This window comes from Halomarina pelagica, from assembly GCF_024228315.1.
Taxonomy (GTDB): Archaea; Halobacteriota; Halobacteria; order Halobacteriales; family Haloarculaceae; genus Halomarina; species Halomarina pelagica.
The window spans coordinates 2,061,744-2,085,682 of sequence record NZ_CP100454.1; the positions used below are offsets into that span (position 1 = coordinate 2,061,744).

The 23,939-nt window shown below is 68.6% G+C and carries 21 protein-coding genes; 14 read left to right on the forward strand and 7 right to left on the reverse strand.

Features of this window, described 5'->3' with window-relative positions:
* Nucleotides 1-71 precede the first annotated feature (71 nt).
* Nucleotides 72-4,241, reverse strand: coding sequence for a DNA-directed DNA polymerase II large subunit (locus NKI68_RS10705; protein WP_254543045.1), 4,170 nt, complete (start codon nt 4,239-4,241; stop codon nt 72-74).
* A 184-nt stretch (nt 4,242-4,425) separates the two neighbouring features.
* On the opposite strand from NKI68_RS10705, the gene NKI68_RS10710 reads away from it, so the two are divergent.
* A complete protein-coding gene (locus NKI68_RS10710; protein WP_254543046.1) occupies nt 4,426-5,340 on the forward strand; it encodes an NAD(P)-dependent oxidoreductase in 915 nt (304 codons plus the stop codon).
* Between the two features lie 535 nt (nt 5,341-5,875).
* Here the strand turns inward: NKI68_RS10710 and NKI68_RS10715 are convergent.
* On the reverse strand, nt 5,876-6,727 hold the full coding sequence (locus NKI68_RS10715) for a polyprenyl synthetase family protein (protein WP_254543047.1): 852 nt from the start codon (nt 6,725-6,727) through the stop codon (nt 5,876-5,878).
* Nucleotides 6,728-7,066: 339 nt separating this feature from the next.
* Here NKI68_RS10715 and NKI68_RS10720 point away from each other — a divergent pair, with 339 nt between their 5' ends.
* Nucleotides 7,067-7,306, forward strand: coding sequence for a hypothetical protein (locus NKI68_RS10720; RefSeq protein WP_254543048.1), 240 nt, complete (start codon nt 7,067-7,069; stop codon nt 7,304-7,306).
* 39 nt (nt 7,307-7,345) lie between these two features.
* Here the strand turns inward: NKI68_RS10720 and NKI68_RS10725 are convergent, their stop codons facing one another.
* The 4 genes from NKI68_RS10725 to NKI68_RS10740 all read right to left on the reverse strand — a co-directional run bounded on the left by NKI68_RS10725 (nt 7,346) and on the right by NKI68_RS10740 (nt 11,063).
* A complete protein-coding gene (locus NKI68_RS10725) occupies nt 7,346-7,912 on the reverse strand; it encodes a maltose acetyltransferase domain-containing protein (protein ID WP_254543049.1) in 567 nt (188 codons plus the stop codon).
* A 237-nt stretch (nt 7,913-8,149) separates the two neighbouring features.
* Nucleotides 8,150-9,112, reverse strand: a complete 963-nt coding sequence (locus tag NKI68_RS10730; protein WP_254543050.1) for an electron transfer flavoprotein subunit alpha/FixB family protein — start codon at nt 9,110-9,112, stop codon at nt 8,150-8,152.
* On the reverse strand, nt 9,109-9,903 hold the full coding sequence (locus NKI68_RS10735) for an electron transfer flavoprotein subunit beta/FixA family protein (RefSeq protein WP_254543051.1): 795 nt from the start codon (nt 9,901-9,903) through the stop codon (nt 9,109-9,111). The genes NKI68_RS10730 and NKI68_RS10735 overlap by 4 nt, the downstream gene beginning before the upstream one ends.
* Before the next feature lie 35 nt (nt 9,904-9,938).
* Nucleotides 9,939-11,063, reverse strand: coding sequence for a helix-turn-helix transcriptional regulator (locus tag NKI68_RS10740; RefSeq protein ID WP_254543052.1), 1,125 nt, complete (start codon nt 11,061-11,063; stop codon nt 9,939-9,941).
* Nucleotides 11,064-11,202: 139 nt separating this feature from the next.
* Between NKI68_RS10740 and NKI68_RS10745 the strand changes: the two genes are divergently transcribed.
* Together NKI68_RS10745 and NKI68_RS10750 are read left to right on the forward strand one after the other, a co-directional pair.
* Complete coding sequence (locus NKI68_RS10745) at nt 11,203-12,465, forward strand: DUF7096 domain-containing protein (protein WP_254543053.1); 1,263 nt, start codon at nt 11,203-11,205, stop codon at nt 12,463-12,465.
* 51 nt (nt 12,466-12,516) lie between these two features.
* The gene (locus NKI68_RS10750; RefSeq protein WP_254543054.1) at nt 12,517-12,978 is read left to right on the forward strand and encodes a type IV pilin domain-containing protein; all 462 of its coding nucleotides are present in this window, start codon (nt 12,517-12,519) and stop codon (nt 12,976-12,978) included.
* A 28-nt stretch (nt 12,979-13,006) separates the two neighbouring features.
* Here the strand turns inward: NKI68_RS10750 and NKI68_RS10755 are convergent, their stop codons facing one another.
* A complete protein-coding gene (locus tag NKI68_RS10755; RefSeq protein WP_254543055.1) occupies nt 13,007-13,663 on the reverse strand; it encodes a methyltransferase domain-containing protein in 657 nt (218 codons plus the stop codon).
* Between the two features lie 667 nt (nt 13,664-14,330).
* Between NKI68_RS10755 and ahaH the strand changes: the two genes are divergently transcribed.
* The 10 genes from ahaH (at nt 14,331) to NKI68_RS10805 (ending at nt 23,928) form a co-directional block, all read left to right on the forward strand.
* Nucleotides 14,331-14,663 (forward strand): ATP synthase archaeal subunit H, encoded by a 333-nt coding sequence (ahaH, locus tag NKI68_RS10760; RefSeq protein ID WP_254543056.1) that lies wholly within the window; start codon nt 14,331-14,333, stop codon nt 14,661-14,663.
* The gene (locus NKI68_RS10765) at nt 14,650-16,845 is read left to right on the forward strand and encodes a V-type ATP synthase subunit I (protein ID WP_254543057.1); all 2,196 of its coding nucleotides are present in this window, start codon (nt 14,650-14,652) and stop codon (nt 16,843-16,845) included. Before ahaH ends, NKI68_RS10765 begins: the two co-directional genes overlap by 14 nt.
* Nucleotides 16,846-17,033: 188 nt before the next feature.
* A complete protein-coding gene (locus tag NKI68_RS10770; protein ID WP_254543058.1) occupies nt 17,034-17,300 on the forward strand; it encodes an ATP synthase subunit C-like protein in 267 nt (88 codons plus the stop codon).
* 21 nt (nt 17,301-17,321) lie between these two features.
* Nucleotides 17,322-17,900 carry a V-type ATP synthase subunit E gene (locus NKI68_RS10775; RefSeq protein WP_254543059.1) on the forward strand — a complete coding sequence of 193 codons (579 nt, stop codon included), beginning with the start codon at nt 17,322-17,324 and terminating at the stop codon, nt 17,898-17,900.
* Nucleotides 17,897-18,952: a V-type ATP synthase subunit C gene (locus NKI68_RS10780; protein WP_254543060.1), complete on the forward strand. Its 1,056-nt coding sequence runs from the start codon at nt 17,897-17,899 to the stop codon at nt 18,950-18,952. The genes NKI68_RS10775 and NKI68_RS10780 overlap by 4 nt, the downstream gene beginning before the upstream one ends.
* Complete coding sequence (locus NKI68_RS10785) at nt 18,949-19,278, forward strand: V-type ATP synthase subunit F (RefSeq protein ID WP_254543061.1); 330 nt, start codon at nt 18,949-18,951, stop codon at nt 19,276-19,278. The genes NKI68_RS10780 and NKI68_RS10785 overlap by 4 nt, the downstream gene beginning before the upstream one ends.
* Entirely contained in the window at nt 19,275-21,038 is a 1,764-nt protein-coding gene (locus tag NKI68_RS10790; RefSeq protein ID WP_254543062.1) for an ATP synthase subunit A, read from the forward strand. The genes NKI68_RS10785 and NKI68_RS10790 overlap by 4 nt, the downstream gene beginning before the upstream one ends.
* Nucleotides 21,038-22,456, forward strand: a complete 1,419-nt coding sequence (locus tag NKI68_RS10795; protein ID WP_254543063.1) for an ATP synthase subunit B — start codon at nt 21,038-21,040, stop codon at nt 22,454-22,456. The genes NKI68_RS10790 and NKI68_RS10795 overlap by 1 nt, the downstream gene beginning before the upstream one ends.
* Nucleotides 22,457-22,767: 311 nt before the next feature.
* A complete protein-coding gene (locus NKI68_RS10800; protein ID WP_254543064.1) occupies nt 22,768-23,460 on the forward strand; it encodes a V-type ATP synthase subunit D in 693 nt (230 codons plus the stop codon).
* Nucleotides 23,461-23,538: 78 nt separating this feature from the next.
* Nucleotides 23,539-23,928: a DUF6276 family protein gene (locus NKI68_RS10805; RefSeq protein WP_254543065.1), complete on the forward strand. Its 390-nt coding sequence runs from the start codon at nt 23,539-23,541 to the stop codon at nt 23,926-23,928.
* Nucleotides 23,929-23,939 lie beyond the last annotated feature (11 nt).

Consider the following 23,939-nt stretch of genomic DNA (forward strand, 5'->3'; position numbering starts at 1 on the left):
TCCTCGATCAAACAGCTCCGAACCGATGACGAAACGATACTCCCGGAATCAGCAGCGTCAATCCGACGAATCTACATGAAGTCGGCGATGCCGCTCTGTTTATTTTTATCGTTCTCGAACACGCTCTCTAAGCTCTTCTCGAGCACTTCGAGGCGCTGTTTCGTGTAGTCGCGACAGTCGTACTCGTCTGCGACGCGGATCGCGGTGGTCATGTACTTGTTCACCGACCCCTGGTGGACGGTGAGGTTGACCCGGCCGCCGCACTCCCGGCAGTCGCCGGTCAGGGGCATCCGGCGGTACTTCTCGCCGCAGTCGAGACACCGCGTCTCCTGCCGGGAGAACGCCCGGAGGTTCCCGATGAGGTCCGGCAGGAAGTGGTACTCGATCACCCGCTCTGCGACGTCCGTCTCGTCCACCGCCCGGAGCTTCCGCGCGAGTTCGAGCTGCGCGTCCATCTTCTCCATCATGCTCCCGAGGGTCTTATACGCCGAGAGCGCCGGCCCGAGCGCCAGGTTCGAGGTGTCGTGGGTGTGATCGAAGCCCGCGTACTCGCGGTCGGTGCCGAGGTACTCCTCGGCGATGGTGATCTCCACCTCCTCGGGGTCGGCCAGCCGCCGCGTCGCCTCGTAGAACTCCCGGGGGTACTCCCGGACGATGTCCATGTTGTGCGCCTCGTCGTCGATCTCGGCGGGATCGATGCGCGAGGACATGACGAGAGGCGCGTCCATCCTCCCGCCCCTCTTGTCAGGGAGGAAGGACTTGGAGAAGTTCAGTAGACCGTCCATGAGGAGCATCACGCAGTCCTCGTCGCCGTCGCACTGACCGATATATAAATCTTCTGCCACTAAAGAGTGGGTGTTCGAGACGGTGAGACAGTAGGTGTGATCGGTATCGGACTCGACGATCGCGACCCGGCTCACGGCGTCCGTCGCGGCGGCTCCACCGTCGGCGGCTACCGGCCGACGCGCTGTCGCGGCTGCCGTCTCTCGGTCGACTGGCCCTACCGGTAGTTCGTCGCCGACCGCCAGTTCGCTCGCCGGGACGCGCTCGACGCCGTCGGCAGCGCGGAGCATCGTGTGCTCCGGCGTGACCGTGATCGACCGTCCACCGCGGGTCTCGATTCTCACGAGGTGATCGGGCGATGGATGCCGTGAGACGGCTTCGACCGGTTGCAGTCGCTCGTCGCCGTCGTCGTCGATGGACGGGACGACGACGTCACCGTCGAGTTCCTGCACGAGCGTTCCGAAGTCGTCCTCCCGAGGATCGTCCAGGCGTTCCTCGACGAACGCCTCGATGCGCTCGCAGCGCCACGTACCATCTTGGTCCCGGAACCAGAGCTTCGTGTCGGGGTGGAAGCAGTTCCGCCGCTTGGCCGCGTGGAAGTACGGGTGGGCGTACCCCACCGCCGCGCTCGTGAAGCCGACGACGCGGCCGACGACCGCCGCGGAGGTGTGGGGTGCCATCCCGAACACGAGTTCGCCGACGAGGTCCTGTCGCTCCTCGACGTCGTAGAACGGTTCGAGCCCGTAGTACTGCTCTAAGAGCGCGTCGACGAAGTCGGCGGTCTTGAGCATGTGCTCGGCCGCGCCGTCCGAGAGGACGATGTCCTGGACGCGCAGTTCGACCAGCTGATCGTCGTGGCGGAGCGGCTCGCCGTCCACGTCCCTCTCGTAGCCCAGCGCGCGGAGTTGCTCGACCTCCACGTCGAGTTCGGAGGCCCGGACGGCGGTGACGGGCAGGTCGGTCATGTCGTAGCGGATGGTGCCGTCCTTGAACGTCGAGACGCCGTGTTTCGCCCGGAGGACGCCCTTCTCGATGGGTTCGGGGACCTTCTCCGCGGAGGTGAGCCCCTTCACGCCCTTCAGGATCTGGAAGCTGCCGGGGCGTTCGCCCACGTTCGCGAGCGCCTCGCGGTACTCCGAGGCGAGGTCGACCGTTCGACGCTCGACGGCCTCCGCGTCGCGCCCGCAGCGCGGACAGACCGCGCGGCCGGACTCGTCGCGCTCGGCCGCGAAGCCACAGCTGTAGCACTCGTAGACGGGGTCGGTGTGCGTCGAGCAGTCGGGACAGCGCGGCTTGAACGTCCGCTCGCCGCAGTCGGGACACTCCCGCCGGGCGACCTGCACCTCGACCTGCCCGGCCGCGCCGCGCATCGAGTCGGTGTGGGACGCGGCCTGCCCGAGGTTGCGCTGGTTGCCGCCGGCTTCGCCGATGGGAAAGAGCGCGTGGACCGCGGGGCTCATTTCACGCTTCTCGGACTTCTCCGGGCGGCCCATCCGGTTGCCGATGCGCGTCGGCGCGCGCTCCTGCACCTCGAAGGGGGCGACCTCCTCTACGGCCCGCATCGCGTTCTCTCCGCCTTCCCAGGAGCGCGCCTCGGGGGAGAGGCCGTCCCAGGTCCGTTCGAGGTCGTCGGTCAGCCCCAGCGAGCGCAGGAACGGGCGGGCGTCGGGGACGGTGACGGTCTCCTCGCCCTGCGTGTGCTCGACGAGGAGGGCCTCGAGCGCCTCGCAGATCGCGTCCTCCCGCGGGACGACCAGCGTGTCCCGGTCGCCGTTTTCGGGTTCCGCGCCGCCGGGCATCGCCGCCCCGTCGGCGCGCGCGAGGTGCCCCGCCTCGGCGGCGTCGACGAGCGCCTCGAACCCCTCGACCGGGAGGTCGTGCCAGAGGTAGGTGTACTTCGGGTGCAGCGGGGCGTCGTACTCGCGCGCCCACGACAGGGCCTCCTCGGCGCTCGGGTCCTCGAGATCGACGTGCGGGGAGTCCCGGAGCGCCTGGACGTCTGCTCCGGCGGCCGCCAGGTCCTGCACCCACCACTCGACGGTGTAGGAGGCGGGCGCGAGGGGGTGGTTGTTCTCGACGAACTCGCCGTAGTTGACGAGGTACTCGCCGAGGTCGATGATCTCCTCGACGCCGTTTCGCACCTCGAGGGCCTCCTCGGGGTCGTCGATGCGCCGGACGTCGCCGTTGGCCAGTCTGACCGTCGGCCCCTCGATGCTGTCGACGGGGACGACGCCCGCCGCCTTGCCGGGGCGCTCGGTCTTGATCTGCGTCCCGGTGGCGAGGAAGTCGTCCACGAGGTGCATCGTCGCGGGGTGGACGCCAGCCGTGGCGAAGCCGTGGTTGCGCGCCCGGCCGTAGCGCAGGCGGAAGCCCCCCGCCTCGCTCGGGTGGCCGAAGACGGGCCGCCCGGCGATGAGGTCGCGGAGGTACTTCTTCGCGGGTTCGACCCGCGGCGGACCGTCGGGTTCTGCGGGAGCCGCGGGTGCGTCGTCGCCGTCCCCCACCTCACTCCCGCTCTCGCCGTCCGCGTCCTCTCCTTCCGCGTCGACGCCGGCGTCGCCGCCCTCCGGGTCGCCCTCGCCCCCTTCGCCCTCGTCGGCGTCGCCTCCCCCGTCGCTCCCGATGGTGCCGTCGATGAGGTCCTGGAGCCACGGCCAGTCCACCTCCTCCAGGTTGCGGGTGTAGCGCTGGATCTTCGGTGCTTTGAGCGCGATCCCCTCCGCGAGGACGAGGCACATCCCGCCGCGCGGGGAGTTCGTGTCCACGCGTTCGAGGTCGCGAAAGCCCGAGACCTCCTCCTGGCCGGTCGCCTCGCCGTCGAGGCAGATCGGGGTGTGCTCCGCGATGAACTTCGTCTCCTCGTCCTTCGGGGAGTACTGGAGACCCGTCTCCTTGTCGTAGAGGCCGACCTCCTCCGCGTAGCGCTCCACCTCGTCCGTCCGGGGCTTGAACCGGTCGATCCCGAGCAGCGTCCGGGCGTAGTCGGCCACGAGCACCGACAGCGCCTGCGCGGTGCCGCCCGCCGAGCGGATCGGGCCGGCGTAGTAGACGCTCACGTACTCGGTGCCGTCGTCGTTGTCGTTCACCTCGACGCGGTCGATCCCCTCGATGGGCGCGGCGACCACCCCTTCCGTCAGCAGGGCGACGGCGGTGCGGACCGCCCCCTCGACCTTCCCGGCGTCGGTGTCGTAGTCGCCGACGGCCCCCTCGACGAAGTCCTCGACGAGCGCGAGGGCGGCCTCCTCGCGGGACATCTCGCCCTCGAGTTCGCGGACGCGCTCCGCGACGCCGTCGATGCCGAGGATGTTCTCGACGCGGTCGGCCATGTCCCGGGCGACGGGGATCTCGACCTCCGGCTTCGGGTCGCCCCCGCGGCGCTTCGCCTCGCGCGCGACGCCCATCGCCTCCTCCAGACGGGACTCGATCCGCTCGAAGTACCGCCGGTCCTCGGGCCTCATCGCCGGCGGACCGGGGGATCGTCTCTCGCCCGCTCGCGCTCGGCACCGTCGCGAGCGTCCGATTCGTGCATACCCCATCCGACACGGGCGGATCGCAAAAAGGTTGCATCTTCCTGACGGTCTTCGGCACGGTTCGGTACCGCGTGACACAACACTTTTGCGAGCGTGCCACGCGTTCACGAGCATGCCCGAGAAGACGGTCGGATTCATCGGACTCGGTATCATGGGCCTGCCGATGGCCCGGAACCTGCTCGAGGCGGGTTACCCCGTCGTCGGCTACAACCGCTCCCACGACCCCGTCGAGGCGCTGGTCGACGACGGCGGCGAGGCGGGCGACTCCCCCCGCGACACGGCGGCGCGCGCGGACGTGGTCGTGACCTGCCTCCCCGACTCGCCCGACGTGGAGCGCGTCGTCCTCGGCGACGAGACGGAGCCGAACCCCGTGATCGACGGCCTGCGCGAGGGGACGACGGTGATCGACATGTCCACCATCTCGCCGACGGTCACCGAGCGCGTCGCCGAGGCGGTGGCCGAGGCCGGCGGCTCGATGCTCGACGCGCCCATCAGCGGCGGCGAGGAGGGGGCCATCGAGGGGACGCTCTCGATCATGGTCGGCGGCGAGGGGGGCGTGCTCGACGAGCACCGCGATCTCCTCGAGGCGATGGGCGCGACGGTTACCCACTGCGGGCCGACCGGCGCGGGGCAGGTCACCAAGGCGTGCAACCAGATCGTCGTCGCCTGCACGAACGTCGCCGTCAGCGAGGCGCTCGTCTTCGCCGACAGGGCGGGCGCGGACCTCGACGCCGTCGTGGAGGCCATCAGCGGCGGCGCGGCCGGTTGCTGGACGCTCGACAACCGCGCCCCGCGGATGATCCGCGGCAACTTCGAGCCGGGGTTCTTCGCCGACTACCAGTACAAGGACCTCCGCATCGCCACCGACGCGGGCGAGGCCTTCGGCGCGCCCATGCCCGCCACCGAACTCGCCCACGAACTCTACAAGTCGATGGTGGCCAACGACATGGGTCGGGACGACAACTCCGGCGTGATGCAGATGATCGAACTGCTGGCCGGGTCGGAGGCGCGCGTGGACGAGGACTAGGGGTGAGTAACGCGAATCGAGTACTTTCCCACTCCCCCGATCTACTCTCCGCAGTCGGCCGGGAGCGCGTGCCCGAGCGGCGCGAGGGGCGCGCGAGGGCGGGGGAGGGCTGGCGTGCGGGTGCAGTTCCTGGCGGTCCGGTGAGCGAGCACCGCGAGCGAACGGGAGCACAGGGGCCGAGTATGATGAGTCTCCTGGCGGACTGAACGGGCGAGGGGGCTCGGGGAAGGCGGGCGACGTAAGCACGCGAACGAGCGACGCGAGAGAGCGCGCGCAACGAGCCCCCCGACCCGAGCCCCCGAGGGCTTTCGAGGTCACGGTTCCGATTCGATAGTAACCGATAACACCTCGAAAGCCCTCGCGCTCTGAACTCGTGCGAACCACGCTGCGCGCTTCGCTCCCTCCGGTCGCTCCAGTGCTTGCGGGTTCGGACTTCGTTCAGACCGCTCGCCCTTTCAGTCCGCCAGGACCGCACGAATGTCCCTCTAGCAGTCGCTCACCCGTTCGATACCTCCGGACAATACTTCCCACCCCTCTACCGCTCCCGGAGGACGACGAACTCCGCGAGGTCGTGCAGGTATTCGAGCGCCTGGGCGTTCCCCTCCCCGGCGACCGTCGCCGTCTCCAGCGCCTCCAGGGCGTCGTCGGCCTGCGCGTAGGCGCGCTCGTTCACCTCCTCGGGCGTCAGGTCGGTGATCTGGACGAGCGAGGGGCGCTCCATGACCTCGTCCTGGCCGGTGGGTTTGCCCAGTTCCTCGGCGTCCGCGGTCGCGTCGAGCACGTCGTCGCGGATCTGGAAGGCGACGCCGACGCGCTCGGCGTAGGTGCCGAACGACTCGACGGTGTAACCGTCGGCCCCCGCGGCGACCGCGCCCAGTTCGGCGGCGGCGCGAAAGAGCGCGCCCGTCTTCCGCCGCGCGAGCGTCATGTACTCCTCCTCGGTGCCCGGCTCCGCGACGAGTTCCGTCGCCTCGCCCTCGCCCAGCTCGACCATCGCCTCGCTCACGATCTGCATCGCCTCCTCGTCGGTCGAAAAGAGCGCGAACGCCTCGCCGAGCAACCCGTCGCTGGCGACGATCGCCGGACCGTAGCCGAAGGCCGTCCACGCCGCGTCGACCCCCCGGCGGAGTTCCGACCGGTCGATGATGTCGTCGATGACGAGCGAGGCGTTGTGGACGAGTTCGATCCCCACGGCGAAGTCGATCGCGTCGGCGGCCTCCCCGCCGGCGGCTTCGCACGCCAGCACCGTCACCATGGGACGGACGCGCTTGCCACCCGACAGCGAGACGTGGCGCACCCGGTCTGCGAGTTCCGGCGGCTCGACCGCGTCGAGGACCTCCTCGAGACGGTCCTCGATGCGCGACCGCCGGGACTCCAGATATTCCATTGTATATAAAGGTGGTGACGGTGGGGCAAGTACGTGACGGAACGCGGGAGGGTTCGGCCGCGGCGCACGGACGCGGTCGGGAGGACGGAGAAGCGTCCACCTCTCCCCGAGTGGGTGGACTGATGTCTCCGACCCGCAGAACGGGGCTTTAATACGTCCCTGACGGACTACACCACTATGTTTCGGGAATTCCTATTGCTATTGACCATTACGTTGGCCGTAGGCTCCGGTTGCCTCGGTCTCGGGGACCCGACTCCCGACCCCGACGAGAGGGTCCCCGAGAGACCGGAGGTCGTCCCGAATCGGTTACAGATACAGGCGTTACAGGAGAACCGTTCCGTGTCCGTCGCGGTCATCGACGAGAACGATGACGAGGCCGTGATCGATGCGACCTACGACGTGAACACGTTTCGACATTTGAATCTGAACGACGAACTCGACGAGGGGACCCCCTACGTCGTTACGGTGTCCGTCGCCGAGGGGAACGAAGCGACGTTCCGCATCGACGAGACGGAGACGAAGGTCGTGAAGATCGAGTCGAACGGCGAGATACACGTCGTCACCGTCGAGGAGCTATAACCGACCGCGAGGGACGCGAGGGTACGCTCCCCGCCCCGCTCACCGACGCTGATCTATCTCCCGTATCGGCTCCGCGGGATTCCCCCCGACGACGACGTCGTCCGGCACGTCGTCGGTCACCACCGCACCGGACGCGACGACCGCGCGGTCGCCGATCGTGACGCCCGGATTGACGACCGCCCGCCCGCCGACCCACGCGTCGTCGCCGATCTCGACTCCTCTCCCGTACTCGGTCCCGCCGACCCGTTCGGCCGCGTCGACGGGGTGCGTGGCGGTGTAGACGTGGACGCCCGGGCCGAGGAAGCAGTTTCGACCGATCTCGACCGGACACACGTCGAGGAGCACGCAGTCGAAGTTGGCGTAGAAGCCGTCGCCGACGCGGACGTTGTACCCGTAGTCGCAGCGAAACGGCGGCTCGACGTGGGGGGCCTCCCCCGTCGAGCCGAACAGGTCGTCGAGTATCGCCGCGCGCGCCTCGCCGTCGGTCGGTTCGGTCCGGTTGAAGCGGCGGGTGAGGTCCCTCGCGCGCTCGCGCTCCGCGACCAGTCGCGGGTCGAGCGGGTCGTACGGCTCGCCGTCGATCATCTTCTCCTTCTCCGATTTCATTCCTGATTCCCGGTTTCGCTGTCTCGACGTGAGTAATTAGGGTGTCCGGCCGGTGCCGTGTTCCGCCTCCTCGCAGCGCGACGGGCCGGACGGTGCGCCAGCGCACTCACCGCGACCGAAGGGAGCGAGCGGGCCGAGGAACCCTCGAAGGAGCGCCGACGGCGCGACTGAGGGGGTGGAGGAGGGTTTTGATGGAGCTTTTACAGGGCGGGCGAATCCCGCCCGTCCTAAAAGGTCCTACTGGAACTCCTCGATCAGCGCGGGGACCACTTCGAAGAGGTCGTCCACGATGGCGTAGTCGGCGAGGTCCATGATCGGCGCGTTCGGGTCCGTGTTGATCGCGACGATGGTGTCCGATCCCTTCATCCCGGCGACGTGCTGGACCGCCCCGGAGATGCCGATGGCGATGTAGACCTTCGGGGTGACGACCTTACCGGACTGGCCGACCTGCCGGTTCTTCGGCAGCCAGCCGGCGTCGACGATCGGGCGCGAGGAGGAGAGCGTCGCGCCGAGGGCGTCCGCCAGCCGCTCGACGAGTTCGATGTTCTCCTCCTCCTCGATGCCGCGACCCACGGAGACGAGCACGTCGGCCTCGCTGATGTCCACGTCGCCGCCCGTCACCTCCTCGAAGCCGGTGACGGTCGAGCGCACCGCCGACTCGTCGATCTCGGCGTCGAACGCCCGCACGTCGGCGCTCCCCTCGCCTTCCGCCTGCGGCCACTCGGTGGGCCGGACCGTGACGGCGACCTCCTCGGCGTCGACCTCGACGGTCGTCTCGACCTTCGAGCCGTACATCTCGCGGGTCACCTCGAGCGTCCCGTCCTCCCGCGAGAGGCCGATGGCGTCGGTGACGATCGGCACGTCCAGGCGCTCGGCGACGGCCGGCGCGTAGTCGAGACCGTTCACCGAGTTGGGCATGAGCACCGTCCCCGGCGCGAGGTCGGCGGCGAGCTGTTCGACGACCTGTACGTAGACGTCGTGGTTGAACTCCTCGCCCTCGGCGACGGTGTGGATCGCGTCCACGCCCTCGCGGTTCAGCTCCTCGGCGAACGCCTCCACGTCGCCGCCGACGACGGCGAGGTGGAGGTCGCCGCCCTGCTGGTCGGCGAGTTCCCGCCCGGCGGTGATCAGTTCGAAGCTCACGTCGCGGAGGCCGCCCTGTCGGTGCTCGGCGACCGCGAGGACGTCGGCGGCGCTCATCCCTCGACCACCCCCTTGTCCCGCAGGAGGTCGGCCAGTTGTCCGGCGGTGTCCTCGGCACTGCCCTCGAAGACGGTCGCCTCGCCCTCGGCTTCGGGTTCGTACATCGCGGTGAGGCTGACCGGCGACTCGACGACGCTCGCGTCCAGCCCGAGGTCCGCGAGTCCCTGCACGTCGAGTTCCTTGCGCTGGGCCTGCCGGATGCCGCGCAGGCTGGCGTAGCGCGGCTCGTTGATCCCCGTCTGGATGGTGAGCACCGCGGGGAGGGAGACGTCGGTGAGTTCCTCGACGCCGCCCTCCAGTTCGCGGCGGACGTGGGCGACGCCGCCCTCTGCGTCGAGGTCGAGGGCGTTCACGACGGCCGCCCACTCGAAGCCGACCGTGTCGGCGAGCGCGACGCCCGTGGCCCCGAAGGCGTCGTCGTTGGCCTGGACGCCGGTGAAGACGAGGTCGGGGTCCTCAGCCTCGACGACCGCCGCGAGGATGTCCGCCTTCGCGCCGACGTCGAGCATCTCCGTACCGGCGAGCGTCTCGTCCCACACGCGGATCGCGCGGTCGACGCCCTTCGCGAGCGCCATGCGGACGGTCTCCTCCGCCCGCTCGGGCCCGATGGTGACGGAGACGACCTCGACGTCGTCTCCCGCCTCCGCGATCCCGACGGCCTCCTCGACGGCGTAGTCGTCCCACTCGTTGAGGTCGTATTCCAGGTACCGCTCGGAGATGCCGAGGCCGTCGATCTCGAAGTCGTCCTCGGCCTCGGCCACCTCCTTGACGGTGACGAGTATCTTCATGCACCCGATAGTGGCCCCCGTGCGGTGTTAAACGTTTAGGAACGTCTATTACGATCTTCCGAGTTTGGGAGGCTGATCAGGTTCTCGCGCCCGATCCGGAGTTTCTCGACGCGGCTCTCCTCGGCCATGCGCGAGAGCAACTGCGAGACCTTCGCGTTCGACCAGCCGGTCTCCGTGACGATATCGGCCTGCCGCATCCGCCCGCCGTTGTGCCGGAGGAGGCGCTCGACGCGCTCCTCGTCGCTGAGGAGTTCGTCCTCGACTTCGGCCTCCGCCTCCGCCCCCGATTCGGCGGCGGGACCGCCGGCGGAGCCACCTGCGCGATCCGGCTGGGCCGGCGCGCCCCCGTCGATCCCCGGTCCGCCGTTCGAGGACGCCGCTCCCCGCCCATCGTCCCCGTCGCGCCGACGGAGCGCGTACATCCCGACGACGGACGCCGTGACGAGGAGCACCGCCCCGCCCACCGCGGGCACGAGGAGACTGACGCCCCGTGGCTCCTCCCGCGGGTCCACCCCGCCGCGCTCGCGGTAGACGACGGTCAGTTCCCCCGGCGAGAACGCGGTTTCGCCGCGCCAGGTGAGGACGTCGTTCACCGGGCCGACGCGGGCGCTCTCGACGTAGTAGCCCTCGGGCGGGTAGATGACGAGGCGCTGTCGCGGCCCGAGCCCGTCGAGCCACATCCCGTCGGTCGTGTTGAACGCGTCCCCGACGTGGACGCGCTCGTCCTCGACGACGGAGAAGTTCGTCCAGTCGAACGAGAACCGGAGGGTCCCCGTCGCGTTCCGCGGCCCGTCGCTGTCGTTCACCCCCGTCAGGTTCGCCGCGCGCGTGACGTTGTCGACGGTCATCGTTCGTCCGGTCGCCTCGCTCGCGAGCGCGCTGGCCCGCCGGAAGACGTCGACCGAGAGACCGACGTCGTTCCCGGACTCGAACTCGTCGGCGAGCTTCTGGAACGCGGCCGTCTGGTCGCTATCGTTGAGAGTGTATCGAACAGACACCGTGAACCGGGCGTCGCCGTCGGGCTGGAGGTCGATCGCGATCGTCTGGACCGGATCGAACGACGGACGGCTCCCCCCCGTCGCCTGACCGACCGGGACCGTCCCACTCACGACGAGGAGACAGAGCACGAGCGGGAGGGCGAGACGCGACCCGGTCCACATATGCCCCGACTGCTCTCCCGGGGAGGAAAACGCTTTCCATCCCCTCGCTGGTTGATACATTCACCGGATCGGATCGAACCGGATCGGATCGAACGCGGGAGAGTCGGTTTTTTATATCGCGGCGCGAATTTCTCGAACGATGCGACGTGTCCTCGGGATCGTGTTCGCGCTGTGCGTCCTCTGTACGGGCGTGGCGGCGACACCGATCGGCGCGTCGTCCGCGCCAGCAGCGCCGTCGGCGTCCGTCGCGTCGTCCGCGCCGTCCTCGCCTCCCGCGGCCCTCCCCGTCGTCACCGCCAACAACACCACGAACTACCTCGATCTGAACCGCACGTCGGTCGTTCGGGCGGACTTCCACCGGGCCGACTTCGACGTGTCCGCCGCCCTGTCGGCGGACTCGACGGCCGTGGCCGGGCGGTTACAGGTGGACGCGCTCGACGTCGCCTTCCGGAACGCCACCACCGCGGACGCACGGCGCGCCGTCCTCCGCCGGTACGTCAAGCACCTCGAGAACGAGACGGCGCGGTTACGAGCCAGGGAACGGCAGGCGCTCTCGGCGTTCAACGCCGGCGAGCGGTCCGCGAGTCAATACCTGCGGACGCTGGCCCAGATCGACGCGGAGGCCGAACGCCTCGAACGCGTCGTGGGTCGACTCGACGAACTGGCGGACCGCGTTCGCGAGCCGTCGATCTCCGTCCGGCGGCTCAACACCATCCAGTCGGACCTCTTCGCCCTCGACGGTCCCGTGCGCGAACACCTCGTCTCGGTCGCGTCGGGGGACGCGCCGCCGACGCGCGTCCTCCTGGAGAGTTCCGACACCGGGGTGCTCCTCTCCACGATCGTCACCCGCGACGGGCAGCCGATGTACGTGCGCGAGACGTACCTCGGCGACGTCCGCCGGACCTCGACGGGTGCCGACAGGTACCGGGGGCTCGACGAGGCGTACGACCGCGCCCGCGAACTGTACCCGTGGGCGGCCGATCGAAACCTCGGCGGGGCCTTCGGCTTCGCCGAGGTGTATCGGATCACCTTCGTGCATCCGCAGGGGGAACTCACGACGTTCATCGACGGACAGAGCGGGAAGGTGTTCCGCGAGTATCAGCACAAGGAACTCCCGGGCGTGCCGCTCCCGCACTCGACGGGCAACGTCACCGACGAACTGAACCTCACGGTCGGACGGACCCACCCCGGCGGTCCGATGCTCGTTCGGCTGGAGAACGCCGCCGGTGAGCCCGTCAACGCGACCGTCACCGTCAACGACGAGCCGGTCGGCACGACGGGTGCCGACGGCGAGCTGTGGACGCTGTCGTCCGGGTCGAAGGTCGTCGCCGTCCGCGCGACCGCGAGCGAGGGGACGGTGACCGCCGTCGTCCAGGGCACGTCGTCGAACGCCACGGGCTGACGACGGCTCGGCGACGAGGGTTTATGACCGAGGACGTGACCAGCACGTCCCGTGTCGGACCGCGCCACCGCCCCCGTCGTCGCCGTCGCCCTCCTCCTCGCGGTGAGCGTGGCGACGGCGACGGTGGTGGGCGCGCTGGTACTCGATCGCGCCGCGCCCGCCGATCCCCCGCCGCGCGCCGCGTTCTCGCTTCGCGCCGACGCCTCGGGATCGATCGCCCTCACGCACCTCGGCGGCGACCCGGTCGATCCCGACACGCTCCGGATGCGCGTTATGGTCGACGGCGAGCCGATCGCTCACCAGCCGCCGGTGCCGTTCTTCGCGGCTCGCGGGTTCGAGAGCGGGCCGACCGGCGCGTTCAACGGCGCGACCCGCGGCCCGTGGCGACCGGGCGAGACGGCGACCCTCAGACTGGCGGGGACGAACACGCGCCTCCGGGAGGGGTCGACCGTGACGGTCCGCCTCTGGATCGACGGGTCGCCGCTCGCGCGCCTCGAAGCGCGCGTCGGATAGCGGCGTGCAGCGCCGTGGACGCTCCGAATCAGGCCGAGGACTCGCTCTCTGCGGTCTCGCGCTCCGCTCCGGGCGCTCGCGCGACCGTCGTGATGGCGATGTCGGGGCTGTAGCTCGGTCCCATGAGGTGGTGTTCGAACGTCTCGAATCCCGCCTCGCGGAACATCCGGTCGGCCTCGTCCTCGTCGTAGAAGAGCATGATGGCGTCGGCGAGGCGTTGGAACACGGAGGATTTCGGGTAGTTCGGGCCGACGACGAGCACCGTGCCGCCGGGTTCGACGACGCGGCGGAGTTCCGCGAGGGTGGCGACGGGGTCCGGCCAGTACTCGATGGAGCCCGAGGACCAGACGGCGTCGAAGGCGTCGTCCTCGAACGGGAGGCGCTCGGCGTCGCCGAGGTAGAAGTCCACCGGGCCGGTCTTGCCGAACTTCGCCCACGCCTTCTCCAGCTGGTGGACGCTCTGATCGAGGCCGTGGACGTTCTCGGTGCGTTCGAGCAGCCCCTCGGTGGCGAATCCGGTGCCGCAGCCCACGTCGAGGACGGCGTCGCCCGCCTCGATCCCGAACAGGTCGAGCGCCTCCGCGCGCATCTCCTCGTTCCAGATGAAGGGGTTCACCTGATCGTACACCTTGGAGAGGTACTTGTAGAACAGCCGCGCGCGGGCCTTGTCTTCGAGAACTCCCATTGCCCGCGGTTGGGGCCGTCCGCGCATAGTTCTGCGGATTCGCGGTCGCGGGGTGACGTGATCGGGTTCGTTACGAGTGAGCCGTGACGGAGCACCTCTGATGCCCTCGATACGTGACTAAGCGAATCGAATCGAATCGGAACCATCTCGAAAGCCCTCGCGCTGTAGACTCGCGCGCCTCGCTGCGCTCCTCGGCTCACTGCGTTCGCCTGCGGTGCTTACGTCGGCGTGCTTCGTCTACAGCCCTCGCCCTTTCAGTCCGCCAGGAGACTCATCTTACTCGGCTTCTGAGCCCCCGCTCGCTCGCGGTGCTCGCTCACGGGACCGCCAGGAACGGCACTGCACCCGCACGCCAGCCCTCCCCCGCCCTCGCGCGGTCGCCGGCGTGACACGCGCTCGCGGCCACGAGCGAGGCGTTTCACGTCACCGTCGCACCGGCGGGTGACCCACCGTCACGCGAGTTCGCCGCACCGCGAGCGAGGCGCGAAGCGCCGAGCGAGCGGGCCAAGGACCCCCGAGCGCAGCGAGGGGGTGACGCCGGTTTTTAGTCCAGGTTTTGCCAGCGCGCCGCGGGCGACCGCGGAGCGTGTCGCCCGCAAGCGCGCGCAGCGAAACGTGGTTCGCAAATACCAAATAGGCCCTCGTCCAAGTTTCGTCTGACATAATTATGGCGAGACCCGAGGTTCTTGACCGCATCAAAGGGGCCGAGCGCGAGGCCGACGAAATCCTCGCCGAGGCCGAGAGCGACCGCGACGAACGCATCGCGGAGGCGCGCCGGCGGGCCGACGAGATCCGCGCGCAGGCCGAGGCGGAGGCCGACGAGCACGAGGCCGAGCGACTCGCCGAGGCCCGCGCGGGCATCGAGGAGGAGCGCGAGGCCATCCTCGAGGCCGGCGAGGAGGAACGCGCCGCGCTCGAAGCACAGGCGGAAGACCGCGAGGAGGAGGTCGTAGAGGAGGTGCTCGACCGGTTCAAGGAGGCCGTCCATGCTCAGACCTGAGCGAATGAGCCGGGTGTCGGTGACCGGCTCGAAGAAGGTCCTCGACGACGCCATCGAGACCGTCCACGACCTCAACCTGCTGCACCTCACCGACTACGACGGCGACTGGGAGGAGTTCACCCCCGGTAACCCGCTGTCCGGTGCCGACCGGGCGTCGGAGAAGCTCGTCACCGTCCGGTCGCTCCAGAGCATCCTCGGCATCGAGGACGAGGACGCCGGCCCGGCGCGCATCGTCACCGAGGAGGCGCTGGACGAGGAGCTGGAGGAGATCCGCGGGCGCGTCAACCGGCTCGACGACCGCCGCGACGAACTCCGCGACCAGCTGCGCGCCGTCGAGGACCGTATCGACACGATGGAGCCGTTCGCGCGGCTCAACATCGACCTCGACCTCCTGTCGGGCTACGACTCGCTGTCGGTCTCCGTCGGGGAGGGCGACGCGGAGCGGGTTCGGGACGCGCTCGACGACGCCGGCGTGGACGACTACCGCGTGTTCGCCGAGGACGGCGTCCTCGCCGTCTTCGCGCGCGTCGACGACCTCGACGAGATCCTCGTCGGGACGGACGTCACGATCTACGACGTGCCCGACGCCGAGGGGACCCCGAGCGAGTACGTCTCGGAACTCGAACACGAGCGTAAACAGCTCCAGTCGAAGCTCCGGACCGTCCGCGACGAACTCGAGGAGGAGCGCTACGAGGTCGGCGGGTTCCTGCTCGCCGCCGAGGAGACGCTCGCCATCACGGTCGAGCGTCGGGAGGCTCCGCTCGCCTTCGCGACGACGGAGAACGCCTTCGTCGCCGAGGGGTGGATCCCCACCGCGCGCGTCGGCGACCTCGAGGACGGCCTCAAGCGGGAGGTCGGCGAGCACGTCGACGTGGACGAACTCGAGGTCGCGCAGTACGACGGCCGCGGTCGCGTCGTCGAGCGCGAGGACGTGGGCGGCGCGCCCGGTCGACGGCCGACGGCCGCCGACGGCGGTGAGGAGGGCGACGAGGTCGCCGCGGACGGCGGCACCGTCGACGCGGAGCGCGGTCCCCACGGGCGGACGAGCCTCGCCCCGCCGGTGATCCAGCAGAACCCGAAGGGCGTGAACTTCTTCGAGACGCTCGTCGACGTCATCAACCGCCCGAAGTACTCGGAACTCGATCCCACGGTGGTCCTGTTTCTCACCTTCCCGGTGTTCTTCGGGCTGATGATCGGTGACCTCGGGTACGGGTTGCTCTACACGCTCATCGGGTGGTACATCTACGCGAACTTCGACAGCGTGGCGATCAAGAGCCTCGGCGGGGTCGGCATGCTCGCGGGCCTCTCGACCGCGGTCTTCGGCATCCTCTACGGGGAGGTCTTCGGGCTGCACGTGCTCGGCGACGTGCTCTGGGCCGGGCACCCGCCCATCCACAAGGGGCTGCAGCCCCACTACGAGCAGTACGCGTTCCTCTGGCTCGTGATCAGCGTCCTGTTCGGGCTGGCGCACCTCACGATCGGCTACGCGTTCGACTTCTACGAGCACCTCGACCACGGGTTCGGCGACGCCATGCTCCACAGCGGGTCGTGGCTCCTGATGCTGTTCGGCCTGTGGACGTGGATCTTCAGCGACGTGCTCGAGGGAACGGCTCCCGGGTTCATGGTCGGTCCCGAGAGCGTCTTCAACGGGAACCCCATCGCGCTCGGGTTCACCGGCTTCCCGGCGATCGTCGGCTGGGGCGGCCTGGCGGTGTTCCTCGTCGGGCTCGTCCTGCTGGTGTACGGCGAACCGATCGAGGGCGTCGAGGCGCTCAACGTGCTCGTGAACGCGCTGTCGTACACGCGGCTCGCCGCGGTGCTGCTCGCGAAGGCGGGCATGGCGTTCGTCGTGAACCTCCTCGTGTTCGGCGCGTACGAGCACGAGGGCGAGTGGCACTTCATCTTCCCCGAGCACTCGCTCGCGTACGCCCAGGAACACGGCGAGGTGGTCTTCGCCGGGATGCTCAACGGGTCCGGCCCGCTCGAACTCGTCCTCGGCGGGATCGCCGGCATCGTCATCCTGGTCGTCGGTCACGCGCTGGTGCTCGTCCTCGGCGTCACGAGCGCCGGTCTGCAGGCCGTGCGTCTCGAGTACGTCGAGTTCTTCGGCAAGTTCTTCGAGGGCGGCGGCGAGGCGTACGAGCCGTTCGGCTACGAACGCCGCTACACGACCGAGGAGTAGCCGGAGAACTCCGGCTTTTGGCGAGTTTCTTCGGTTCAGTTCCGAACCCTCAGTATAGGTATTTCGAGAGGCTCAAATCTTACGATTCTCGGCTTTACGACGGTATTGCCCGGTGAATTTGGGAAGCTTTATGAAGTCGCTGGGACGACTCCCAACTGTTCGGTTACGAGCGAACCACCCCGGAATCCATGTTAGAATTCGTCATCGCATTCGTCAGCAGTATCGCACCGCTCCTGCAGGAAAGCGCGTCCACGGCCGCCATCCCGCCGAAGGCCGGCGCGGCGCTCGCGGTCGGTCTCGCCGCGTTCGGGTCGGGCTACGCGGAGCGCGGCATCGGTGCCGCCGCCGTCGGTGCCATCGCGGAGGACGAGAGCATGTTCGGTCGCGGCCTCATCCTGACGGTCCTGCCGGAGACGCTCGTCATCCTCGCGCTGGTCACCGTCTTCGTCGTCTAAACCCCCCTGCCTTCTCAAATTATGAGCCTTGAAACGGTCGTAGAGGACATTCGAGACGAGGCCCGCGCGCGTGCGGAGGAGATCCGTTCGGACGCCGAGGAGCGCGCCGAGCAGATCGTCGCGGAGGCGGAGGCCGACGCCGAAGAGATCCTCTCTGAACGAAAGCAGGCGGTGGAACGACAGATCGACCAGGAGCGCGAGCAGAAGCTCTCGAGCGCGAAGTTGCAGGCCAAGCAGGCGCGCCTTGAGGCGCGCCGCGACGTGCTGGAGGACGTCCGCGAGTCCGTCGAGGAGCGCATCGCGACGATGGAGGAGGACCGCGAGGAACTCACCCGCGCGCTGCTCGCCGCGGCCGACGAGGAGTTCGAGAGCGACGCTCAGAAGCGCGTCTACGGCCGTGACGACGACGAGGCGCTGCTCGCGGAGATCCTCGCGGACTACGACGACTACGAGTACGCCGGCGCGGTCGAGTGCCTCGGCGGCGTCGTCGTCGAGAGCGAGGGCTCGCGCATCCGCGTGAACAACACGTTCGACTCCGTGCTGGAGGACGTCTGGGAGGACAGCCTCCGCGACGTCAGCTCCCACCTGTTCGACCAATGAGTACGGCGAACGAGGCAGCGAACTACGAATACGTCACGGCGCGGGCGCGCGCCCGGCGAGCGGCGCTGTTCGACGCGGACGACTATCGGAAGCTCGTCCGCATGGGCCCCGGCGAGATCGCCCGGTTCATGGAGGAGACCGAGTACGAGGAGGAGATGAACGCCCTTGGCGCTCGGTACTCCGGCGTGGACCTCATCGAGTACGCGCTCAACCGCAACCTCGCGAAGCACTTCGACGACCTGCTCGACTTCGCGGAGGGGAAACTGTACGACTACCTCGCGCGCTACCTCCGCAAGTTCGACGCGTGGAACGTGAAGACCGTCGTCCGCGGGATCTACTCGGGTGCCGACCGACAGGAGATCGAGGACGACCTCATCCGCGCCGGCGAACTCGACGACCGCGTGCTGGATCGGCTCGTCGAGGCGGACTCGGTCGAGACGGTCGTCGAGGCGCTCGACAACACGCTCTTCGGCGACGCGCTCGCCGCGGCCTACGACGACTACGAGGCGACGGGCGTGCTCGTCCCCCTCGAGAACGCCGTCGATCGCGCCTACTACCGGACGCTCCTGTCGGGGCTTCCCCCGGAGCCGGATCGCGCGACGCGGCTCTACGTCGAGTTCCTGCAGGCCGAGATCGACTTCCGAAACGTCCGTAACGCCCTGCGGCTCGCCCGGAGCGGCGCGGACATCGACCCCGCCGAGTACTTCATTCCCGGCGGCCGCCTCTTCGACGAGGCGGAACTGCGACAGCTCGTCGGCAACCCCGACCAGCTCGTCGAGCGCATCCGTGCGAGTCCCTACGGCGACGACCTCGACGCGGCGCTCGATCAACTCGACGCCGCGGGGAGTCTGATCGAGTTCGAGCGCGCGCTCGAGGAGGCGTTACTCGAGTACTCCCACACCCTGTCGAATCGTTACCCGCTGTCGGTCTGTCCGGTCCTCGCGTACATCCTGGCGAAGGAGCGCGAGGTGGACAACATCCGCGCCATCGCGCGCGGGACCGAGGCGGGGCTGTCGGGCGACGAGATCGAGGAGGAACTGGTGGTACGATGAGTCAGGAGATCGCCGTCATCGGCAGTCCGGACTTCACGGCCGGGTTCCGCCTCGCCGGGGTGCGTCGCTTCGCGAGCATCTCCGACGAGGACAAACCCGCGGAACTCGATAGCGCAGTCGAGGAGATGCTCACCGACGACGACGTCGGCATCGTCGTGATGCACGACGAGGACCTCGATCACCTGTCGCGGCAGGTGCGACAGGAGGTGGAGACGAGTGTCGAACCCGTCCTGGTCACGCTGGGCGGGACCGCCGGCAGCGGCGGACTGCGCGAGCAGATCAAGCGTGCCATCGGTATCGATCTGATGGAGGAAGATCAAGAATGAGCCAAGCACAAGACATCGACGCCGAACAGCAAGAGGGCGTCATCGAGAGCGTGAGCGGTCCGGTCGTGAGCGCAGTCGACCTCGACGCCCGCATGAACGACGTCGTCTACGTCGGCGAGGAGGGACTGATGGGCGAGGTCATCGAGATCGAGGGGAACCTCACGACCATCCAGGTCTACGAGGAGACCTCCGACGTCGCCCCCGGCGAACCCGTCGTCAACACCGGGTCGCCGCTCTCGGTGGACCTCGGCCCGGGCATGCTCGATTCCATCTACGATGGTGTCCAGCGCCCGCTCGACGTCCTCGAAGAGAAGATGAACAGCGCCTTCCTCGACCGCGGCGTGGACGCCCCCGGTATCGACCTGGATAAGGTCTGGGAGTTCACCCCGACCGTCGAGGAGGGCGACGAGGTCGCCCCCGGCGACGTCGTCGGCACGGTCCCCGAGACCGAGAGCATCGAGCACCGGGTGCTCGTCCCGCCGGACTTCGAGGGCGGGGTCGTCGAGTCCATCGAGCCCGGCCAGTTCTCGGTGACGGAGGCGATCGCCACGCTCGACAACGGCGAGGAGATCACCATGCGCCAGGAGTGGCCGGTCCGCGAGGCCCGGCCGACCGTCGAGAAGAACACGCCGCGCACGCCGCTCGTGTCCGGCCAGCGCATCCTCGACGGCCTCTTCCCCATCGCGAAGGGCGGGACGGCCGCCATCCCGGGGCCGTTCGGCTCCGGAAAGACGGTCACCCAGCACCAGCTCGCGAAGTGGGCCGACGCCGACATCGTCGTCTACGTCGGCTGCGGCGAGCGCGGTAACGAGATGACCGAGGTCATCGAGGACTTCCCCGAACTGGAGGACCCGACGACGGGGAAGCCGCTCATGTCCCGGACGTGCCTCATCGCGAACACCTCGAACATGCCCGTCGCCGCCCGCGAGTCGTGCGTGTACACCGGCATCACGATCGCCGAGTACTACCGCGACATGGGCTACGACGTGGCGCTGATGGCCGACTCCACCTCGCGGTGGGCGGAGGCCATGCGCGAGATCAGCTCGCGCCTGGAGGAGATGCCCGGCGAGGAGGGCTACCCCGCCTACCTCGCCGCGCGCCTCTCGCAGTTCTACGAGCGCGCCGGCAAGTTCGAGAACATCAACGGCACCGAGGGGTCGATCTCGGTCATCGGTGCCGTCTCGCCGCCCGGCGGCGACTTCTCCGAGCCGGTCACCCAGAACACGCTGCGCATCGTGAAGACGTTCTGGGCGCTCGACGCCGACCTCGCGGAACGGCGTCACTTCCCGGCGATCAACTGGAACGAGTCCTACTCGCTCTACCGCGAGCAGCTCGATCCGTGGTTCGAGGACAACGTCGCGGCCGACTGGCCGGAGACGCGCCAGTGGGCGGTCGACGTGCTCGACGAGGAGGGCGAACTCCAGGAGATCGTCCAGCTCGTCGGCAAGGACGCGCTGCCGGAGGACCAGCAGCTGACCCTCGAGGTCGCGCGCTACCTCCGCGAGGCGTGGCTCCAGCAGAACGCGTTCCACGACGTGGACACGTACTGCGACCCGGAGAAGATCTACCTCATGCTGACGGCGATCGAGACGTTCCACGACGAGGCGTTCGAGGCGCTCGACGCCGGCGTCCCCGTCGACGAGATCGTCGATATCGAGGCCGCCCCGCGGCTCAACCGTATGGGAACGGCGGAGAACTACGAGGAGTTCATCGCCGAACTCAAGGAGGACATCACCGAGGAACTGAGGGGTCTCTACTGATGAAAGAGTACCAGACAATCACGGAAATCAGCGGCCCGCTGGTGTTCGTCGAGACCGACGAACCCATCGGCTACGACGAGATCGTCGAGATCGAGACCGGCGACGGCGAGACCCGCCGCGGGCAGGTGCTCGAGGCGACGAGCGACTACGTCGCCATCCAGGTCTTCGAGGGGACCGAGGGGATCGACCGCAACGCGTCGGTTCGCTTCCTCGGCGAGACGCTGAAGATGCCCGTCACCGAGGACCTGCTCGGGCGCGTCCTCGACGGCTCCGGTCGCCCGATCGACGGCGGCCCGGAGATCGTCCCGGAGGAGCGCCACGACATCATCGGCGCGGCGATCAACCCCGTCTCGCGGGAGTACCCCGAGGAGTTCATCCAGACGGGCGTCTCCGCCATCGACGGGATGAACACGCTCGTTCGCGGCCAGAAGCTGCCCATCTTCTCCGCGTCGGGGCTGCCGCACAACGACCTCGCGCTCCAGATCGCCCGCCAGGCGACGGTGCCCGAGGAGGCCGCAGAGGAGGGCGAGGAGGCGAGCGAGTTCGCGGTCGTCTTCGGTGCCATGGGCATCACGGCCGAGGAGGCAAACGAGTTCATGGAGGACTTCGAGCGGACGGGCGCGCTGGAGCGCTCGGTCGTCTTCATGAACCTCGCGGACGACCCCGCCGTCGAGCGGACCGTCACGCCGCGGATGGCGCTCACGACCGCCGAGTACCTCGCGTTCGACAAGGGCTACCACGTGCTGGTCATCCTCACGGACATGACCAACTACTGCGAGGCGCTGCGCGAGATCGGCGCGGCGCGCGAGGAGGTGCCCGGACGCCGCGGGTACCCCGGCTACATGTACACCGACCTGGCGACGCTCTACGAGCGCGCGGGCCGCATCGAGGGCCGCGAGGGGTCGGTGACGCAGATCCCCATCCTCACGATGCCCGGCGACGACGACACCCACCCGATCCCCGACCTGACGGGGTACATCACGGAGGGGCAGATCTACATCGACCGGTCGCTCAACAGCCAGGGCGTCCAGCCGCCGATCAACCCGCTGCCCAGCCTCTCGCGGCTGATGGACGACGGGATCGGCGAGGGGCTGACCCGCGAGGACCACGCGGACGTGTCCGACCAGCTCTACGCCGCGTACGCGGAGGGCGAGGACCTGCGCGACCTCGTGAACATCGTCGGTCGCGAGGCGCTCTCCGAGCGCGACAACCGCTACCTCGACTTCGCGGACCGCTTCGAGACGGAGTTCGTCCAGCAGGGCTACCACACCGACCGAAGCATCGACGAGACGCTCGACATCGGCTGGGAACTGCTCTCGATGCTCCCCAAGACGGAACTCAACCGCATCGACGAGGAGTTCATCGAGAAGTACTACGTCGAGGACGAGTCGGAGACGGTCGAGGCGACCGCGGACTAAGAACACCACCTTTTACGACGCGCGGGCTTCGTCCGCGCGGTAAAAGCTGGACCAAAAGCACCGTCGGAGCGCCGCTCCGACGAGGTCTCGTTCATTCGCCCTGCTCATTCACGAGACCACTCCTCCTTCGCTTCACTCACGCCTTCGGCGTTCGTTCCGCTCAGTCGTCGGCCCGCTCGCCCCCACCGTCGCTCGCGGTACAGATCATCGGCCATCGGCGGGTACTCCTACCGTTCGTCTCCTCGCTTCCGACGCGTCCTCGCGCGAAGAGTGGAAAGGCGTAAGTTCGGCGGACGGGAAGCTAGCCCAACATGGCCACAGACGTCAAGCCGACGCGCAAGAACCTCATGGCGATCGAGGACCGCATCGACCTCTCCGAGCGCGGTCACGACACCTTGGAGAAGAAGCGCGATGGGCTCATCATGGAGTTCATGGACATCCTGGATCAGGCCCAGGACGTCCGCTCGGACCTGAACGACGCCTACGACACCGCCCAGCGGAAGATCAACATGGCGCGCGCGATGGACGGCGACATCGCGGTGCGCGGGGCCGCCGCCGCCCTGAAGGAGCACCCCGAGATCACCACCCAGTCGAAGAACATCATGGGCGTGGTCGTCCCGCAGATCGAGTCCTCGAAGGTGAAAAAGAGCCTCGACGAGCGCGGCTACGGCGTCGTCGGCACGAGCGCGCGCATCGACGAGGCCGCCGAGGCCTACGAGGAACTGCTGGAGCAGGTCATCCTCGCGGCCGAGGTCGAGACGGCGATGAAGAAGATGCTCGAGGAGATCGAGACGACGAAGCGCCGCGTCAACGCGCTGGAGTTCAAGCTCCTGCCCGACCTCTACGAGAGCCAGGACTACATCGAGCAGAAGCTCGAGGAGCAGGAGCGCGAGGAGATCTTCCGCCTCAAGAAGATCAAGGCCAAGAAGGAGGCCGAGGAGGCCTCGCCCGTCCGCGAGGAGATCGAGGAGGAGACCCACGAACCCGTCGTCGCCGACGACTGACTAGCCCTAGCCCCGCGACGCGCCGTCGGCTCGCGTCGCCTTCTGTGCGCTTTTGTACCCCCGCCGCCACCTCCGCGTATGTCCTGTCCAGACTGCGACGCGCCGCTCGTCGCGTTCACCGTCCCCGACGACCTCGCGGCGGACGTCCCGTACGACGCCGAGGCGATCGCGCTGTGCACCCGGTGTCTCGCGCTCTTCGAATCGCGGCCACCGGCCGGAGCGCCCGACTTCTCCCGCGTGAGCGAGGAGTTCCCCGAGGGGGAGGCGGGCGTCGCCATGGCCGTCGGCGTCGGCCTGCTCGACTCGCTCGCCCTGCACCGCGCGCGCATCGAGGCGCTCTTCTCGCGCGTCGAGGAGGCGGGGTACGACCCGCTTCTGATCGTCGATCGGCTCGCCCGCCAGGGGTCGACTCAGCCCCGGATGGACCTCGACCGTCGGCGTCGGCAACTCGAACAGCTCCTCGAGTGAGACTCGAAGCT

Excerpts from the sequence above, each read along its gene's own strand:
- NKI68_RS10735 (WP_254543051.1), bottom strand. The coding sequence starts at position 9,903 with ATGAAGATACTCGTCACCGTCAAGGAGGTGGCCGAGGCCGAGGACGAC.
- NKI68_RS10785 (WP_254543061.1), top strand. The coding sequence starts at position 18,949 with ATGAGTCAGGAGATCGCCGTCATCGGCAGTCCGGACTTCACGGCCGGG.
- NKI68_RS10765 (WP_254543057.1), top strand. The coding sequence starts at position 14,650 with ATGCTCAGACCTGAGCGAATGAGCCGGGTGTCGGTGACCGGCTCGAAG.
- NKI68_RS10805 (WP_254543065.1), top strand. The coding sequence starts at position 23,539 with ATGTCCTGTCCAGACTGCGACGCGCCGCTCGTCGCGTTCACCGTCCCC.
- NKI68_RS10730 (WP_254543050.1), bottom strand. The coding sequence starts at position 9,112 with ATGAGCGCCGCCGACGTCCTCGCGGTCGCCGAGCACCGACAGGGCGGC.
- NKI68_RS10780 (WP_254543060.1), top strand. The coding sequence starts at position 17,897 with ATGAGTACGGCGAACGAGGCAGCGAACTACGAATACGTCACGGCGCGG.
- NKI68_RS10770 (WP_254543058.1), top strand. The coding sequence starts at position 17,034 with ATGTTAGAATTCGTCATCGCATTCGTCAGCAGTATCGCACCGCTCCTG.
- NKI68_RS10740 (WP_254543052.1), bottom strand. The coding sequence starts at position 11,063 with ATGTGGACCGGGTCGCGTCTCGCCCTCCCGCTCGTGCTCTGTCTCCTC.
- NKI68_RS10755 (WP_254543055.1), bottom strand. The coding sequence starts at position 13,663 with ATGGGAGTTCTCGAAGACAAGGCCCGCGCGCGGCTGTTCTACAAGTAC.
- NKI68_RS10710 (WP_254543046.1), top strand. The coding sequence starts at position 4,426 with ATGCCCGAGAAGACGGTCGGATTCATCGGACTCGGTATCATGGGCCTG.
- NKI68_RS10800 (WP_254543064.1), top strand. The coding sequence starts at position 22,768 with ATGGCCACAGACGTCAAGCCGACGCGCAAGAACCTCATGGCGATCGAG.
- ahaH (WP_254543056.1), top strand. The coding sequence starts at position 14,331 with ATGGCGAGACCCGAGGTTCTTGACCGCATCAAAGGGGCCGAGCGCGAG.
- NKI68_RS10715 (WP_254543047.1), bottom strand. The coding sequence starts at position 6,727 with ATGGAATATCTGGAGTCCCGGCGGTCGCGCATCGAGGACCGTCTCGAG.
- NKI68_RS10775 (WP_254543059.1), top strand. The coding sequence starts at position 17,322 with ATGAGCCTTGAAACGGTCGTAGAGGACATTCGAGACGAGGCCCGCGCG.
- NKI68_RS10745 (WP_254543053.1), top strand. The coding sequence starts at position 11,203 with ATGCGACGTGTCCTCGGGATCGTGTTCGCGCTGTGCGTCCTCTGTACG.
- NKI68_RS10725 (WP_254543049.1), bottom strand. The coding sequence starts at position 7,912 with ATGAAATCGGAGAAGGAGAAGATGATCGACGGCGAGCCGTACGACCCG.
- NKI68_RS10795 (WP_254543063.1), top strand. The coding sequence starts at position 21,038 with ATGAAAGAGTACCAGACAATCACGGAAATCAGCGGCCCGCTGGTGTTC.
- NKI68_RS10790 (WP_254543062.1), top strand. The coding sequence starts at position 19,275 with ATGAGCCAAGCACAAGACATCGACGCCGAACAGCAAGAGGGCGTCATC.
- NKI68_RS10705 (WP_254543045.1), bottom strand. The coding sequence starts at position 4,241 with ATGAGGCCCGAGGACCGGCGGTACTTCGAGCGGATCGAGTCCCGTCTG.